The organism is Sphingobium naphthae (assembly GCF_043589935.1).
In the GTDB taxonomy this organism is placed as follows: Bacteria; Pseudomonadota; Alphaproteobacteria; order Sphingomonadales; family Sphingomonadaceae; genus Sphingobium; species Sphingobium naphthae_A.
In genome coordinates, this window is the sequence record NZ_CP171454.1 from 183,425 (window position 1) to 197,902 (window position 14,478).

14 protein-coding genes are annotated in these 14,478 nt (G+C 63.9%); 4 read left to right on the forward strand and 10 right to left on the reverse strand.

All coding sequences use genetic code 11. The annotated features are described in order from the left end of the window. Nucleotides 1-73: 73 nt before the first annotated feature. Nucleotides 74-2,038 carry a TonB-dependent receptor domain-containing protein gene (locus ACGGKE_RS00925; RefSeq protein WP_394439265.1) on the forward strand — a complete coding sequence of 655 codons (1,965 nt, stop codon included), beginning with the start codon at nucleotides 74-76 and terminating at the stop codon, nucleotides 2,036-2,038. A 45-nt stretch (nucleotides 2,039-2,083) separates the two neighbouring features. Here the strand turns inward: ACGGKE_RS00925 and ACGGKE_RS00930 are convergent, their stop codons facing one another. Both ACGGKE_RS00930 and yghU read right to left on the reverse strand, forming a co-directional pair. After that, nucleotides 2,084-3,907, reverse strand: a complete 1,824-nt coding sequence (locus ACGGKE_RS00930) for a DUF885 domain-containing protein (protein WP_394439266.1) — start codon at nucleotides 3,905-3,907, stop codon at nucleotides 2,084-2,086. 83 nt (nucleotides 3,908-3,990) lie between these two features. After that, nucleotides 3,991-4,863, reverse strand: a complete 873-nt coding sequence (gene yghU / locus ACGGKE_RS00935; protein WP_394439268.1) for a glutathione-dependent disulfide-bond oxidoreductase — start codon at nucleotides 4,861-4,863, stop codon at nucleotides 3,991-3,993. A 313-nt stretch (nucleotides 4,864-5,176) separates the two neighbouring features. On the opposite strand from yghU, the gene groES reads away from it, so the two are divergent. After that, nucleotides 5,177-5,464, forward strand: coding sequence for a co-chaperone GroES (gene groES / locus ACGGKE_RS00940; RefSeq protein ID WP_394439270.1), 288 nt, complete (start codon nucleotides 5,177-5,179; stop codon nucleotides 5,462-5,464). 48 nt (nucleotides 5,465-5,512) lie between these two features. Continuing rightward, complete coding sequence (gene groL, locus ACGGKE_RS00945; RefSeq protein ID WP_394439272.1) at nucleotides 5,513-7,156, forward strand: chaperonin GroEL; 1,644 nt, start codon at nucleotides 5,513-5,515, stop codon at nucleotides 7,154-7,156. A gap of 153 nt (nucleotides 7,157-7,309) precedes the next feature. Here the strand turns inward: groL and ACGGKE_RS00950 are convergent, their stop codons facing one another. From ACGGKE_RS00950 to ACGGKE_RS00975, 6 genes are all read right to left on the reverse strand, one after another. Next, nucleotides 7,310-8,413 carry a hypothetical protein gene (locus ACGGKE_RS00950; RefSeq protein WP_394439274.1) on the reverse strand — a complete coding sequence of 368 codons (1,104 nt, stop codon included), beginning with the start codon at nucleotides 8,411-8,413 and terminating at the stop codon, nucleotides 7,310-7,312. A 114-nt stretch (nucleotides 8,414-8,527) separates the two neighbouring features. Beyond that, entirely contained in the window at nucleotides 8,528-8,746 is a 219-nt protein-coding gene (locus tag ACGGKE_RS00955) for a hypothetical protein (RefSeq protein WP_394439276.1), read from the reverse strand. A 120-nt stretch (nucleotides 8,747-8,866) separates the two neighbouring features. Next, nucleotides 8,867-9,079: a cold-shock protein gene (locus ACGGKE_RS00960; protein ID WP_228168156.1), complete on the reverse strand. Its 213-nt coding sequence runs from the start codon at nucleotides 9,077-9,079 to the stop codon at nucleotides 8,867-8,869. Nucleotides 9,080-9,243: 164 nt separating this feature from the next. Next, nucleotides 9,244-9,519, reverse strand: coding sequence for a type II toxin-antitoxin system RelE/ParE family toxin (locus ACGGKE_RS00965; RefSeq protein ID WP_394439279.1), 276 nt, complete (start codon nucleotides 9,517-9,519; stop codon nucleotides 9,244-9,246). Next, nucleotides 9,519-9,695: a stability determinant gene (locus tag ACGGKE_RS00970; RefSeq protein ID WP_394439281.1), complete on the reverse strand. Its 177-nt coding sequence runs from the start codon at nucleotides 9,693-9,695 to the stop codon at nucleotides 9,519-9,521. The genes ACGGKE_RS00965 and ACGGKE_RS00970 overlap by 1 nt, the downstream gene beginning before the upstream one ends. Nucleotides 9,696-9,772: 77 nt before the next feature. After that, nucleotides 9,773-10,156: a hypothetical protein gene (locus ACGGKE_RS00975; protein ID WP_394439283.1), complete on the reverse strand. Its 384-nt coding sequence runs from the start codon at nucleotides 10,154-10,156 to the stop codon at nucleotides 9,773-9,775. A 222-nt stretch (nucleotides 10,157-10,378) separates the two neighbouring features. On the opposite strand from ACGGKE_RS00975, the gene ACGGKE_RS00980 reads away from it, so the two are divergent. Beyond that, nucleotides 10,379-11,281, forward strand: coding sequence for a hypothetical protein (locus ACGGKE_RS00980; RefSeq protein WP_394439285.1), 903 nt, complete (start codon nucleotides 10,379-10,381; stop codon nucleotides 11,279-11,281). 1 nt (nucleotide 11,282) lies between these two features. Here the strand turns inward: ACGGKE_RS00980 and ACGGKE_RS00985 are convergent, their stop codons facing one another. Together ACGGKE_RS00985 and uvrA are read right to left on the reverse strand one after the other, a co-directional pair. Beyond that, a complete protein-coding gene (locus ACGGKE_RS00985; protein ID WP_394439287.1) occupies nucleotides 11,283-11,522 on the reverse strand; it encodes a hypothetical protein in 240 nt (79 codons plus the stop codon). Beyond that, the gene (gene uvrA, locus ACGGKE_RS00990) at nucleotides 11,519-14,437 is read right to left on the reverse strand and encodes an excinuclease ABC subunit UvrA (RefSeq protein WP_394439289.1); all 2,919 of its coding nucleotides are present in this window, start codon (nucleotides 14,435-14,437) and stop codon (nucleotides 11,519-11,521) included. The genes ACGGKE_RS00985 and uvrA overlap by 4 nt, the downstream gene beginning before the upstream one ends. Nucleotides 14,438-14,478 lie beyond the last annotated feature (41 nt).

Here is a 14,478-nt window from a genome sequence, read left to right on the forward strand (position 1 = left end):
CCTGACCCGACGCTTCTGGCAACGGCGTTCCTGCAACTGATTATCGGTCGCAGAAACAGCCTAAGGGGGCGAGATGAGTTACAACAGGATGCTGCGCGCTTCAGCCGCGCTGGCGGCGCTGGCCGCCGCCCAGCAGACCGCATGGGCCGACGAGGCCACCGATCCCACCCAGATCGTGGTGACCGCCGCGGGTCGCGAGCAGGAGGTGCGTGATGCGCCCGCCTCCATCACCGTGATCAATCGCGAGACGCTGGATCGCATGCCCTATCGCGAAGTCACCGACGCGCTGCTGGAAGTGCCGGGCGTCACGGTGACGCCGGGCGAAGGCAATAGCCGCGACATCTCGATCCGCGGCATGTCGCCGCAATATACGCTGATCCTAGTCGATGGCAAAAGGCTGTCGTCGCGCGAATCCCGCACCAATGGCGGCAGCATCAGCGAAGGCGGCCTGCTGCCGCCGCTCGAAGCGATCGAGCGGATCGAGGTGGTGCGCGGGCCGATGTCGTCGCTATACGGATCGGACGCGATGGGCGGCGTCGTCAACATCATCACGCGCCGCATCGGCAGCGGCTGGCGCGGCAGCGCGCGGGTCAACGGCACGATGCAGCTGGGCAGCGACTATGGCAATATCGCCGACGGCAATTTCTACTTGTCGGGTCCCCTGACTAGTGGCGTTGGCCTGCAGCTGCAGGGATCGATCGCCCGGCGCGAAGGCGACAAGGTGATCGGCGGCACGCCCGAACGCCGCGACGAAAGCCTGGCGGGCAAGATCGGCTTCGAAGCCGGCGCCAATCACAGCTTCCTGGTCGAGGGCGGCTATTATCGGCAGAAGGTCATCACCGTATCGGGCGAAACCAACGAAACCAGCGCTACGGCGCCCGTCGGCACCGAATCCACGATGACCCAGAACCGCTATGTCGGATCGCTCAGCCATAGCGGCAAATGGGGCTTCGCCACGTCGGAATCCTATCTGCAATATGAGGATGCCGAACATGTGGAAGGCGAAAAGCGCATCCGCAACTGGGTGGGGCAGAGCATCTGGGTCGTGCCGCTGCCGTCCAACACGTTGAGCATCGGCGGCTTCTTCCGCAATGAGGACATGACCGACCTCACCAGCAACCGCCTGTCGGGATCGACCACCACCGGCGCCAGCCGCATGGCGTGGGCGCTGTTCGCCGAGAACGAGGTGCGGCTGCTCGACGGGTTGGCGATCACCGGCGGCATCCGCATGGACAAGGACGAGCAATATGGCGTCCACTGGACTCCGCGCATTTACGGCGTCTGGAACATCTCGTCGCAGCTGACCCTGAAGGGCGGCTATTCGCAAGGGTTCCGCGCGCCCAACCTGCGCCAGACGCTGGCGGATTGGGGCCAGACCAGCCGCGGCGGAACCATCTACGGCAACCCAGATCTGGAGGCCGAAACGTCGCGCACGATCGAGGCGGCGCTGCTCTTCTCGCGCGGCGGCTTCAATGCCAGCCTGACCGCCTATGACACCCGGTTCAACGACAAGATCACGCGCGTGACGTGCGAGGAGGCGGGGGCATGGTGCGTGGACGAACCGCTCAGCTCCATCGGCCGGCCGCCCACCACCTATGTCAATGTCGACAAGGCGAAGGTGCGGGGCATCGAAGCGTCAGTCGACATTCCGCTGACCCGGGCGCTGAAGCTGAACGCCACCGGCACGCTGACCGATTCCGAACAGCTGACCGGGGCCAATGCGGGCGCGGCGCTCAACGACACGCCCAAGCGGCAGGCGAGCGCGTCGCTCAACTGGAAACCCGATGCGCGCTTGTCCGCCTATGTCCGGGCGGTCTATCGCGGAGAGGAAGCCGTGACCGAAGCGCAGATCAGCGGCGAATCCACCGTGGCGCCCGACTATACGGTCGTCGACATCGGCGCGTCCTACAAGATCAGCCCGGCCTTCACCTTCCATGCCGGGGTCCAGAACCTGCTCGACAAGCGGCTGAATTACGACACGGCCGCCTATATGATCGACCCCGCCCGACTGTGGATGGGCGTGGGCGTGCGTTTCTGATCCGGAAATGGGGGAGGGCGGCTGCGTCCTCCCCCCTTTGTAGCGTCAGGCGCGCTTTGCCGCCCTGGCGCGCGCGGCGACGCGCTGTTCCAGCATCGACAGCGGCATCGCGCCTTCCTCGATCACCGCATGAAACTGCTTGATGTCGAAGGCGTCGCCCAGTTCCGCCTGGGCGGCGGCGCGGGCCTTGGTCCAGACGCCATGGCCGACCTTGTAACTGGTCGCCTGGCCCGGCTGGGTGCAGTAGCGTTCGACCTCCCGCTGGCAGCGCGGCTGGGCGAAGCCGGTCTTTTCCACCATATAGGCGGTCGCCTTCTCGCGGCTCCAGCGCTTGGCGTGAATGCCGGTGTCGACCACCAGCCGCGCCGCGCGGAACAGGAAGGACTGGAGATAGCCCGCGCGGTCGAGCGGCGTCGCATAGCCGCCCAGCTCGTCCGCCAGCTGCTCGGCATACAGCGCCCAGCCTTCGGTATAGGCGCTCATGAAGGCGATCTTGCGCAGCATCGGAATGTCTCCCGCGGTCTGCGCGGTCGAAATCTGCAGATGATGACCCGGCACGCCTTCATGATAGGTGAGCGCGCCCAGCCCATATTTCGGCCAGTCGCCCACGTCTTTGAGGTTGATGAAATAGATGGCCGGGCGCGACCCGTCGAGCGCGGCGCGGTTATAATAGCCGTTCGATGCGCCATCCTGGATCTCGACCGGCACGGCGCGGATTTCCAGCCGCGTGTCGGGAATGGTGGCAAAGGCCTGGGGCAGCTTCGCCTTCATCGCGTCGACGTCGCGATTGAGCTGGGCGAGCAGGGCGGCGCGCCCCTCCGCGCTGTCTGGGTAGAGCTGGGACGGCTCGACATTGAGCTTGGCCAGCCGCTCGCCCACGGTGCCGCTGGTATAGCCCGCGCCCTTGAGGACGGTGTCGAGCTGCGCGCTGATGTCGGCGACCTGCTCCAGCCCCATGGCGTGGATCTGGTCGGCGGACAGGTCGGTGGTGGTGGCCTGCTTGAGCGCGGCGGCGTAGATCTCATCGCCGCGCGGGGTGCGCCACACGCCGTCGCCGGCCGCCGTGCGTGCGCGCAGCGACTCGATTGCGGCGATCTGTTCGTCCAGCGCGGGATAGATCGCCTTTTCGACGACCGCGCTCGCCTGCGCCTGCCAGTCGCCCGTGATGCCCTTGGCTGCGGCGCGCTTCACCAGCGACTGCACCATCGAACTGTCGGCGGCCGGCTGCCCGCGCAGCTTCTTGAGCTGGCCCAGCGTCAGGTCGAGCGACCAGGCCGGCGCCAGATAGCCACGCGCCGCTTCGTCCCGCTGCAGCGCCGTGTCGGTGCGCAGATTGCCGGCGAAGGCGTCGAGCCGCGCGACATAGGCTTCGCAATCGGCGCTGTCGTTGATCGTGTGCGCGGTGTTGAGGAAGTCGGGCGTGCGGAAATAGCTGCCGCCCTGCTGGAAGATGCGATAGGGCCGCTGCACGCTGTTGAGGCCGAAGGTGCCCGGCGCGACCGTCTGCTGCCCCAGCGAATAGAGGATGACGTCGAGGTTGAGGCGCTGCGCGTCGGACAGGCTGGCGCCCTTGAACGCCTCCAGCTCCTTGATCGCGGCCCGGGTCGCGGCCAATTCCTTCATCATGCCCGACTTGCTGTTGTCGTCCAGCTGGCTCTTGGCGCCGGCGCGCGCGCCCTTGTCGAGCCCAAGGCTGGTGACGAACATCGGCGACAGGTCGAGCACGCGCTCGAAGATGGCGGCGAAGGCGGCGGACAGGCGCGCATCGTCGCTGCCGCCCTGCGCGCCCGCCATTTGCGCGAAGGCGCGCGGCGCGGCGGCGGCGAGCGCGGAGGCTCCGGCGGTGGAAAGAAATAGGCGGCGGTCCATGGTGCGGCGACTCCCTTCTGTCGTGAAGGCTGGGTTATCGCCATGACACGGACCGCCGTCCAGCCCGTTGTAATTCAATCGGATCAGGCGGCGCCCTGCAGCTTGTCCTGCGTCTTCGTCGCAAAGTCGCTCGCGTCGTGGCGTTCGTGCAGCTGTTCCTCCAGCGGGCCGTTCGCCTTGTTGACCATGCGGCCGCGCTTGACGGCGGGGCGCGCGTCGATCTGCTTCGCCCAGCGCATCAGGTTCTTGTAGCTGGCGGCATCCAGGAATTCGGCGGCGTCATAGGCGCGGCCCAGCACCAGGCCGCCATACCAGGGCCAGATCGCCATGTCGGCGATCGAATAGTCTGCGCCCGCCATATAGTCATTGTCCGCCAGATGCCGGTCGAGCACGTCCAGCTGCCGCTTCACCTCCATGGCATAGCGGTTGATGGGATATTCGTATTTTTCCGGCGCATAGGCGTAGAAATGGCCGAAGCCGCCGCCCAGCAGGGGGCCGGCGCCCATTTGCCAGAAGAGCCAGCTGAGCGCCGCGGTGCGCGCCGCCGGATCGGTCGGCAGGAACATGCCAAATTTTTCGGCGAGATAGAGCAGGATCGCGCCGGATTCGAACACGCGCTGCGGCGGCGAGACGCCATGGTCCACAAGCGCCGGGATCTTGCTGTTGGGGTTGACCGCCACGAAGCCGCTGGAAAACTGGTCGCCCTCGCCGATGCGGATGAGCCATGCGTCATAATCGGCGGCGCTGACGCCGGCCTCCAGCAATTCCTCCAGCATGATCGTCACCTTCTGCCCGTTGGGGGTGGCGAGCGAATAAAGCTGCAGCTGGTGGTCGCCGACCGGCAGGTCCTTGTCATGGGTCGGGCCCGCGATCGGCCGGTTGATATTGGCGAACTGGCCGCCGCTGGCCTTGTCCCAGGTCCAGACCTTGGGCGGGGTATAGGGGGAATCGCTCATGGGGAGTTCCTTCTGACGCCGGAATGACCCGAGGCAGGTAGGAAGCAGCGAGGGGCGGGGCAAGGCGTCGGGCGGTTGCGAAGGCCGCTTCGCCGCAGGAGGCTCGACCAAATGCGGCGCGGGAGCGAAAAACCTGTCCGAAGCCTCTTGACGCTCTCGCCCCGCAAGCCATATTCGCGCCGCTAGCACTCTCCATCCATGAGTGCTAACACAGGAAAGTTCATCGGGAGACGGACAGGCGCGACGGGCCTGCGAGGACAAGCCTCAGCCCCAGCGCCGACCCAATCCCATCGCCAAGGGAAAGGCACTTAACATGGCATTTCGTCCGTTGCACGACCGTGTTCTCGTCCGCCGCGTGGAAGCGGAAGAGAAGACTGCTGGTGGCATCATCATCCCCGACACCGCCAAGGAAAAGCCGCAGGAAGGCGAAATCGTGTCCGTCGGCACCGGCTCCAAGACCGAAGACGGCAAGGTGACCCCGCTGGACGTCAAGGCCGGCGACCGCATCCTGTTCGGCAAGTGGTCAGGCACCGAAGTCAAGGTCGATGGCGAAGACCTGCTCATCATGAAGGAAAGCGACATCCTGGGCGTCATCGCCTGATCGCATCCCGTTTTCCTTATTCCCACTCATTTCGAAAGGTAGAAGATCATGGCAGCGAAGGACGTAAAGTTTTCGCGTGACGCGCGTGAGCGCATCCTGCGTGGCGTCGACATCCTGGCCGACGCGGTCAAGGTGACCCTGGGCCCCAAGGGCCGCAACGTCGTCATCGACAAGAGCTTCGGCGCGCCCCGCATCACCAAGGACGGCGTCAGCGTCGCCAAGGAAATCGAACTGAAGGACAAGTTCGAGAATATGGGCGCCCAGATGGTCCGCGAAGTCGCTTCGAAGACCAACGACATCGCCGGTGACGGCACCACCACCGCCACCGTCCTGGCCCAGGCGATCGTGCGCGAAGGCATGAAGTCGGTTGCTGCCGGCATGAACCCGATGGATCTGAAGCGCGGTATTGACCTCGCCGTCGGCAAGGTGGTCGAGGACATCAAGGCGCGCTCGAAGCCGGTTGCCGGCTCGAACGAAGTCGCCCAGGTCGGCATCATTTCGGCCAATGGCGACGTCGAAGTCGGCCAGAAGATCGCCGAAGCGATGGAAAAGGTCGGCAAGGAAGGCGTCATCACCGTCGAGGAAGCCAAGGGCCTCGAATTCGAGCTGGACGTCGTGGAAGGCATGCAGTTCGACCGCGGCTACCTGTCGCCCTACTTCATCACCAACCCGGAAAAGATGCAGGTCGAACTCGCTGATCCCTACATCCTGATCCACGAGAAGAAGCTCAGCAACCTGCAGTCGATCCTGCCGATCCTGGAAGCGGTCGTGCAGTCGGGCCGTCCGCTGCTGATCATCGCGGAAGACATCGAAGGCGAAGCGCTGGCGACCCTGGTCGTCAACAAGCTGCGCGGTGGCCTGAAGGTCGCGGCCGTCAAGGCGCCGGGCTTCGGCGATCGCCGCAAGGCTATGCTCGAAGACATCGCCGTCCTGACCAAGGGCGAAGTCGTCTCCGAGGACCTGGGCATCAAGCTCGAGAACGTCACCCTGGGCATGCTGGGCACCGCCAAGCGCGTCACCATCGACAAGGACAACACCACCATCGTCGATGGCGCCGGTGATGCCGAAGCGATCAAGGGCCGCACCGAGCAGATCCGCGCGCAGATCGACGTCACGACGTCGGACTATGACCGCGAAAAGCTGCAGGAACGCCTTGCCAAGCTGGCCGGCGGCGTCGCCGTCATCAAGGTCGGCGGTGCGACCGAAGTCGAAGTCAAGGAGCGCAAGGACCGCGTCGACGACGCGCTGCACGCCACGCGCGCGGCCGTGGAAGAAGGCATCGTCCCCGGCGGCGGCACGGCGCTGCTCTACGCGAACAAGGCGATCGAGGGCCTGACCGGCGCCAATGACGACCAGACCCGCGGCATCGACATCGTTCGCAAGTCGCTGACCGCTCTGGTCCGCCAGATCGCGGCCAATGCCGGCCATGACGGCGCGGTCGTGTCGGGCAAGCTGCTCGACCAGACCGACACCTCGTTCGGCTTCAACGCGTCGACCGACACCTATGAAAACCTGGTCGCCGCCGGCGTCATCGACCCGACCAAGGTCGTGCGCACCGCGCTGCAGAACGCCGCCTCGGTCGCTGGTCTGCTGATCACCACCGAAGCCACCATCGCCGAGCTGCCCGAAGACAAGTCGGCTGCTCCCGCGATGCCGGGCGGCATGGGCGGCATGGGCGGCATGGACTTCTAAGTCCGCCGTTCCACGGAACAGGAAGAGGCCGGCGGAGCGATCCGCCGGCCTTTTTCATGCGCGGCGGACCGGACCTGACGGAGCTGAACAGCGCTGCCGCCGGGGCGCGTGCGGGGAAAAAGGGTCAGGGCCGGCGAAGAGCAAGGAGGCCGTTCATGACCCGACGTCCGAGACTGTCGCGTCGCCCGGGTGCGTCCGGGCGGTGAAGCCGCCGGGGGCGAAGCCGAAATAGGCGTCTCGGGCGCGGGCGGCGGCGTCCTCATAGGGGCGGCGCTCCTCCTCGTCGCGCTGGGCGAGGGCGGCGTCCTCCTCCGGCGTCAGGTCGCGCTCATAGTCGTCGATGTCGTAAATATCCTCGGTCTGCTCGCCATCGAAACCGGGCGGCGGCGGGAAATCGGTGCGCCACAGGCCGAGATCATCGTCATAGAAGACGCCGCGCAGCTGCGCCGCCGCTTCCTCCGGCGGCAAGGTGGCGCGCAGCGGCTCGAAGGATTGCGGCGGAAGTTCACACCGTTCATCAGCGACGGAAAGACAGGGTTTTTGCGCCTGCGCACCGGCATGGGCGGCGGTGGAGAGGAGATTGCGGCGCACGGCGATGAACATCGCGGCCGATGCCGCCGGGGCGAGCAGCGCGGCGGCCTGACCCGCATCGGGCTCGGGATCGTCCGGGCGTTCGCCCAGCAGCGTCTGCGCGTCGGCGCTGTCGCGCGCGGAGGGTTCATGGCCGGTGCGGGGCAGGCCATCCCGCTCCGCTTCATCCTGCATGACGGCGTGCGGACAGATCATGTCGCAATAGGCAGTGAAATCCTGCGCGACGATGCGGGCGAGCGCGGCGTCGGAGCCTTCGGCCGGCGCGTCGGCCATGCGATCGAGCCGGGCCAGCATCGACATGGCGAGCCGATTGTCGTGGCGGTGACGGCGAACCTCATAATTGTCGGGATCGCGGCGGATGACCTCCTCCTGCCCCGTGATCGCACGAGCGAGCAGATCGGTCGCGAGCCGGTCGCGCGCGATCAGGATCGCCGCGTCCCATCCCAGGCGAAAGGCCGCGCCATCATGGCGGATGCGCAGATTATAGGCGCTGCGCGTGGTGATGCGCACACTTTCGCAGGCGAGCATGATGACGCCGGTGGCGGCGAGCGTTTCCAGGAAGCGCCGCTGCCGCGCGGGCGTCCAGCCATCGGCGCGGGTCGCGTCGGCGGGGGCGGGAAGATCGCCGGGAAGGGCGGGGGTGACGGGCGGGAATTGCACGGTCATGGCAAGGCTCCTGCAGAAAAGGACGGCTTGACCATGATGCTAGGCAGATTTGCGGCGTGTAGGACAGCGAAATAGGATTTCCCGGCCTATCCGGATGTTCGGGCCGACCGGATGTCAGGGCGCGGCGGGCGCGTCCGGCGCATGATCGGCGGCGGCTTCGGCCAGTTCGGCTTCGCGCCGGGCGCGGTTGCGATCGCCCAGATCCTGGCGCTGGGCCATGGCGAGGAAGGCGGCTTCGGACCGCAGGCAGCGGTCGCGCACATTGTCGAGCGTCGCGGCGTCGGCTTCGGCATGAGCCTTAGCGGCGAGCGCGCGATAGTCGGGATTGGCCATGGATAGTCTCCTTCGCAGTCCCGGGGTTGACCCGCGCCGCCCGCCGCGCCGGGACGGCGCAAGCGAGCGGGGGCCGGCAGCGCGCGGGGCAGCGCCCGATGGCGCGCCCCGCATGCGGCCTTATTCGGCGTGGGCGATGTTCACCGCGGCCATCTTGCCGCGGCGGTCCTGCTCCAGATCATAGGAGACGCGGTCCTTTTCGCGCAGCGTGGCGAGGCCCGCGCGCTCCACGGCGGTGATGTGGACGAACGCGTCCGGGCTGCCGTCATCGGGGGCGATGAAGCCATAGCCCTTGTCGGCGTTGAAGAATTTGACGGTTCCGACGATGCTCATGGGTATTTCCTTCTTGTTTGCGACGCGCCCCGTGTGGGCGGCCGAGGGCCAGAGAGGCAGGGAAAGAAGGAAGTTGGTGCCGCAAAGCGCCGAAGACCGTCGATTTGCGACTGTAGCAAGGCGGATATAGGGGAAGGGGGGCGGAATTGCAAATTTGGGGAGCGTTAGGGATATTGCTGGCGGGTGTGTTTGACGGCGAGGATTTCGATGGCGTCGAGCGCGACGCGATAGATGATGAGGTAATTGGGCGTTACCAAGGCTTCGCGCGTGCTGGGGACGCGGCCGGTGCGGTGCATGTAGGGGTGGTACGGCAACTGTGCGGCGCTGTGCCGGATCGCCTGACCGATGCGTTCGGCGGCGGAGGGGCTTTGGACTTCGATGAAGTCGATGATGGATTCGAGATCGTCCAGCGCTTCGTCAAGCCAGACTAGCGGCAGCATCAGGCGTTCTTGCGCCGATCAATGATTGCCTGCATCCGTGCCATTACCTCGTCATGCGGAATGCGAGGGCTGTCTGAAGCCATGCGCGCCTCGACCGTGGCGCGGAGCCATGCGTCAAAGGCTTCCGCTTCCTCGGTCGTCGCGAACTCGGACTCGATGGGGGTGAGCTTGGTCATTCGAAGAGTTTATCTGATATGTATATCAAAGCAAACATGTGTGACGGCGCAGCTCTGTTAGAGCTGCGCCGTCAAGGTCACGACGATTTGACGTACATCTTTAGCAAAAGGGCACTCATGCTGTTAATGGTTTGGGCCAAGTCCTCATTTTGCATCCGAAGTTTAGCGATTTCTTCGATAATATGGGCATCAAATTGAGGATTATGAGTTTGCATCGCATTCGCAAAAGAGGGCATTGCGTCGTCAGACGCCGCCGTCTCAAGGGCTTTGCTCACCCATGCGTTGATTTTCATCCCGCTTCGCTTTGCCGCTTCTCGCGAGATATTTACAGTTTCACTGGGTAAGCCCTTGATCGTCCAATCTTTGGAGGCTGCGCCTTCATGCGATATTTTAGCGGCAGATGTCCGTTTAGAGCGTGAACGCTTTGCGCGAGTCACATCCAGTGACTGCAGGTCAGACATTGCATTTCTCCCGGTTTTTTAAAGGGTACAAGATAGGGTGACTCCGGCAACCTATCTGGGATGATAAATGTTCCATACTCCGGCACTCTGCACGTGTACAAGCGCATAAATTGGTTTCCGTATAATTAATGTACCCGGATATAGGCCTTGTAGGGCAAATTTGTGCCCTTGAACGGGTGCCTTTCGTTTCCTATCTCCTGCCGATTGCGTAAAGGGGCGATCATGACCGCTGAACAGGACCACGGCTTTTGGATGGCTGAAGTTGACCGAGCGGTCAAAGAGGTGCGGCTATGTCTAAGCGTTTTAGCCCAGCAAGGAAGGCTAACTCACCCTCTTATGAGTGTCAGCACGCTCATGGATCGTATAGAATTCTGTGTAAGCATAGAAGACGGAGATTCTGCTTTCGTCTTGGACGAAAAGGAGAATAGGGTCTCATTCAGGTGTTCAGTTCTGAAGAAAATTCATGATGAAATAATTTTGCTCTCTTATGAAATTGGACTGGAAGAGCAAGAGCCAATAAGAACAAGTCAGATTTCAATTAATCTCTTTGTTGTTCATGAACTTCTTCATATTAGACAAAATTTCCCTCATTTCGCGACCGTGCAAAGCATCAAGGCAGGATTGGAGGGCATCGGCTTACCATTGCTTGATGTAGCCGCCGACACGGTAGCCGCTTGGGTGTGTGCCCATGTGGAGGCTCAGCGCAATGATGAAAACTTCACGGAAGATGAGGTCTTGCGTAACTTCGCTAACCTGTTGATATTAGCGTATGTAGTTGGGGCTTTCGTGTATGATGGGCGTTCAGCAGCCGGGAAACGGCAACGCCTTCTTGGCCTTCTTATTTCCGCGATGTTGGTGCAGGCGAAAAATGAAGGTGCCCTAAATGTCGATAAAATCTACGAAGGTTGGACCCCGATCTCCCCCATCATGGTCTTGAATATGGAAAAGGCAGCCAAATTTAACGCCATCGTGATCGATAAAATCCCAGGCATGCTCTTTTCAGACACGAAGATTGCCTCTCCCGAAATCGCCAACAAATTCTGGAACTCTGTGGGCGAGCGCCCTATTTTCGAAGCACTCGCCTTAGCTGCTGTTTTGCTGAAACAGGTTGGGGCAATCTACTAGGTCACTCCGCCGCCACAGCCTCCAGCCCCAATAGCGGCGCGAGATACCGCCCGGTGAAGCTGCGTGGCTCCTTCACCACCTTCTCCGGCGTGCCTTCCGCGACCACCTCGCCGCCCTTGACGCCGCCTTCCGGTCCCATGTCGATGATCCAGTCCGCCGTCTTGATGACGTCGCGCTTCGCATATGCTCGATCGGACAGTCCCCCGGACTGTCCGCCCTGCGGGCACGACTTCGTGGTCATTCGGCAGCCACCGCGCCGGGCGCGCTCAAAAGCGGCTTGAGGTAGTGTCCAGTAAATGACCTTGGCTCTTTCACGACCTGTTCAGGTGTGCCGATAGCGACGACTTCGCCGCCCTTGACCCCACCTTCCGGTCCCATATCGATGATCCAATCCGCCGTCTTAATGACGTCGAGATTATGTTCAATGACCACCACGCTGTTGCCCTGGTCGACCAGCGCGTGGAGGACTTCGAGGAGTTTGCGGACGTCCTCGAAATGGAGGCCGGTGGTGGGCTCGTCCAATATGTAGAGGGTGTTGCCGGTGGCGCGGCGGGAGAGTTCCTTGGCGAGCTTGACGCGCTGGGCCTCGCCGCCCGAGAGGGTCGTCGCCTGCTGGCCGACCTTGATATAGCCAAGGCCGACTTCGGCGAGCATCGCCATCTTGTCGCGGATGGGGGGGACGGCCTTGAAGAATTCCACCGCATCCTCGACCGTCATGTCGAGCACGTCGGCGATAGACTTGCCCTTGAACTTCACCTCCAGCGTCTCGCGATTGTAGCGCGCGCCGTGGCAGACGTCGCAGGTGACATAGACGTCGGGGAGGAAGTGCATCTCGATCTTGAGCACGCCGTCGCCCTGGCAGGCTTCGCAGCGGCCGCCCTTGACGTTGAAGCTGAAGCGGCCGGGCTTGTAGCCGCGCGCCTGGGCTTCGGGGAGGCCCGCGAACCAGTCGCGGATGTTGGTGAAGGCGCCGGTATAGGTGGCGGGGTTGGAGCGCGGGGTGCGGCCGATGGGCGATTGGTCGATGTCGATCACCTTGTCGCAATGGTCGAGGCCCGTCACCTTGTCATGCGGGCCGGCGACGATGCGCGCGCCGTTGAGGGTGCGCGCCGAGGCGGCGTAGAGGGTGTCGATCGTGAAGCTGGACTTGCCCGATCCCGAGACGCCGGTGATGCAGGTGAAGGTGCCCAAGGGGATCGACGCGGTGACGCCGCGCAGATTGTTGGCGCGGGCATTGTGGACAGTGAGCTTCTTGCCCGATCCCTTGCGTCGTTTCGCGGGCACGTCGATGCGGCGGGTGCCGTTCAGATAATCGGCGGTGAGGCTGGCCTTGTTTTTCAGGATCTGCTTGAGCGTGCCCTGCGCGACGATGGTGCCGCCATGGACGCCCGCGCCCGGCCCCATGTCGACGATATAGTCGGCGGCGCGGATCGCATCCTCGTCATGCTCGACGACGATGACGCTGTTGCCCAGGTCGCGCAGGCGCTTGAGGGTCACGAGCAGCCGGTCATTGTCGCGCTGGTGCAGGCCGATCGAGGGTTCGTCGAGCACGTAGAGGACGCCCGACAGGCCGCTGCCGATCTGGCTGGCGAGGCGGATGCGCTGGCTCTCGCCGCCCGACAGGGTGCCCGACGTGCGGTCGAGGTTGAGATAGTCGAGGCCGACATTGTTGAGGAAGCCCAGGCGCTCGACGATTTCCTTGAGGATGGCGCGGGCGATCTGGTTCTGCTGATCGTTGAGCTGGGCGGGGAGGGTGGAGAAGAAGCCGAGCGCGTCCACCACGGAGCGGCGGGTGGAGACGGAAATGTCCTCGCCGGCGATCTTGACGGCCAGCGCCTCGGGCTTGAGGCGGGCGCCGTGGCATGTCTCGCAGGGCATGGCGGTCTGATATTTGGACAGCTCCTCGCGCATCCAGGCGCTGTCGGTCTGGAGCAGGCGGCGGTTGAGGTTGCCGATCACGCCCTCGAAGGGCTTGCGGACCTCATAGGCCTTCTTGCCGTCCTGGAAGCGCAGGGTGACGGGCTTGCCGCCGGTGCCGTGGAGGATGACGAGCTTCACTTCGCCGGGCAGGTCGGCCCAGGGCGTGTCGAGCGAGAAGCCGAATTCCTTGGCGAGGGAGCCGAGGACCTGCATATAATAAGGCGAGGGCGGGTTGGACTTGGCCCAGGGGACGACGGCGCCCTTCTTCAGGGACAGGGCTTCGTTGGGGACGACCAGTTCGGGGTCGAACTCCTGCCGTTCGCCCAGGCCGTCGCAGGCCGGGCAGGCGCCCATCGGCGCGTTGAAGGAGAAGAGGCGGGGCTCGATCTCCGGAATGGTGAAGCCGCTGACCGGGCAGGCGAATTTCTCGGAAAAGACGATGCGGTTGGCGGGGATGCCGGCATTCTTCATCTTGCCCGCGGATTGCGCTTCGTCTTCCCGGCCGGGAAGGACGCCATCGGCCAGGTCGACATAGGCGAGGCCGTCGGCGAGTTTCAGCGCCTGTTCGAAACTGTCGGCAAGGCGTGTGGCCATGTCGGCATTCACCGCCAGGCGATCGACCACGACTTCGATGTCATGCTTGTATTTCTTGTCGAGCGCAGGCGCATCCTCGATCAGATACAATTCGCCGTCGATGCGCACGCGGGTGTAGCCCGCCTTCTGCCATTCGGCGAGTTCCCTGCGATATTCCCCCTTGCGGCCGCGCACCACGGGGGCGAGCAGGTAGAAGCGCGTCCCTTCCGGCAGGGTGAGGACGCGGTCGACCATCTGGCTGACGGTCTGCGCGCTGATCGGCTCGCCGGTGACGGGCGAATAGGGAATGCCCACGCGCGCCCAGAGCAGGCGCATATAATCGTAGATTTCGGTGACGGTCGCCACGGTCGAGCGCGGATTGCGGCTGGTCGTCTTCTGCTCGATGGAGATGGCGGGGGAGAGGCCCTCGATATGCTCGACGTCGGGCTTCTGCATCATCTCCAGGAACTGGCGCGCATAGGCAGACAGCGATTCTACATAGCGCCGCTGCCCCTCGGCATAGATGGTGTCGAAGGCGAGCGACGATTTCCCCGATCCCGACAGGCCGGTGATGACGATGAGGGAGTCGCGCGGCAGGTCGACGTCCACGCCCTTGAGATTATGCTCGCGCGCGCCGCGGACGGAAATGTGGGTAAGGCTCATGGGGGATATTGTTCCAGATTTGTTCTGTTCGGGCAAGCGCC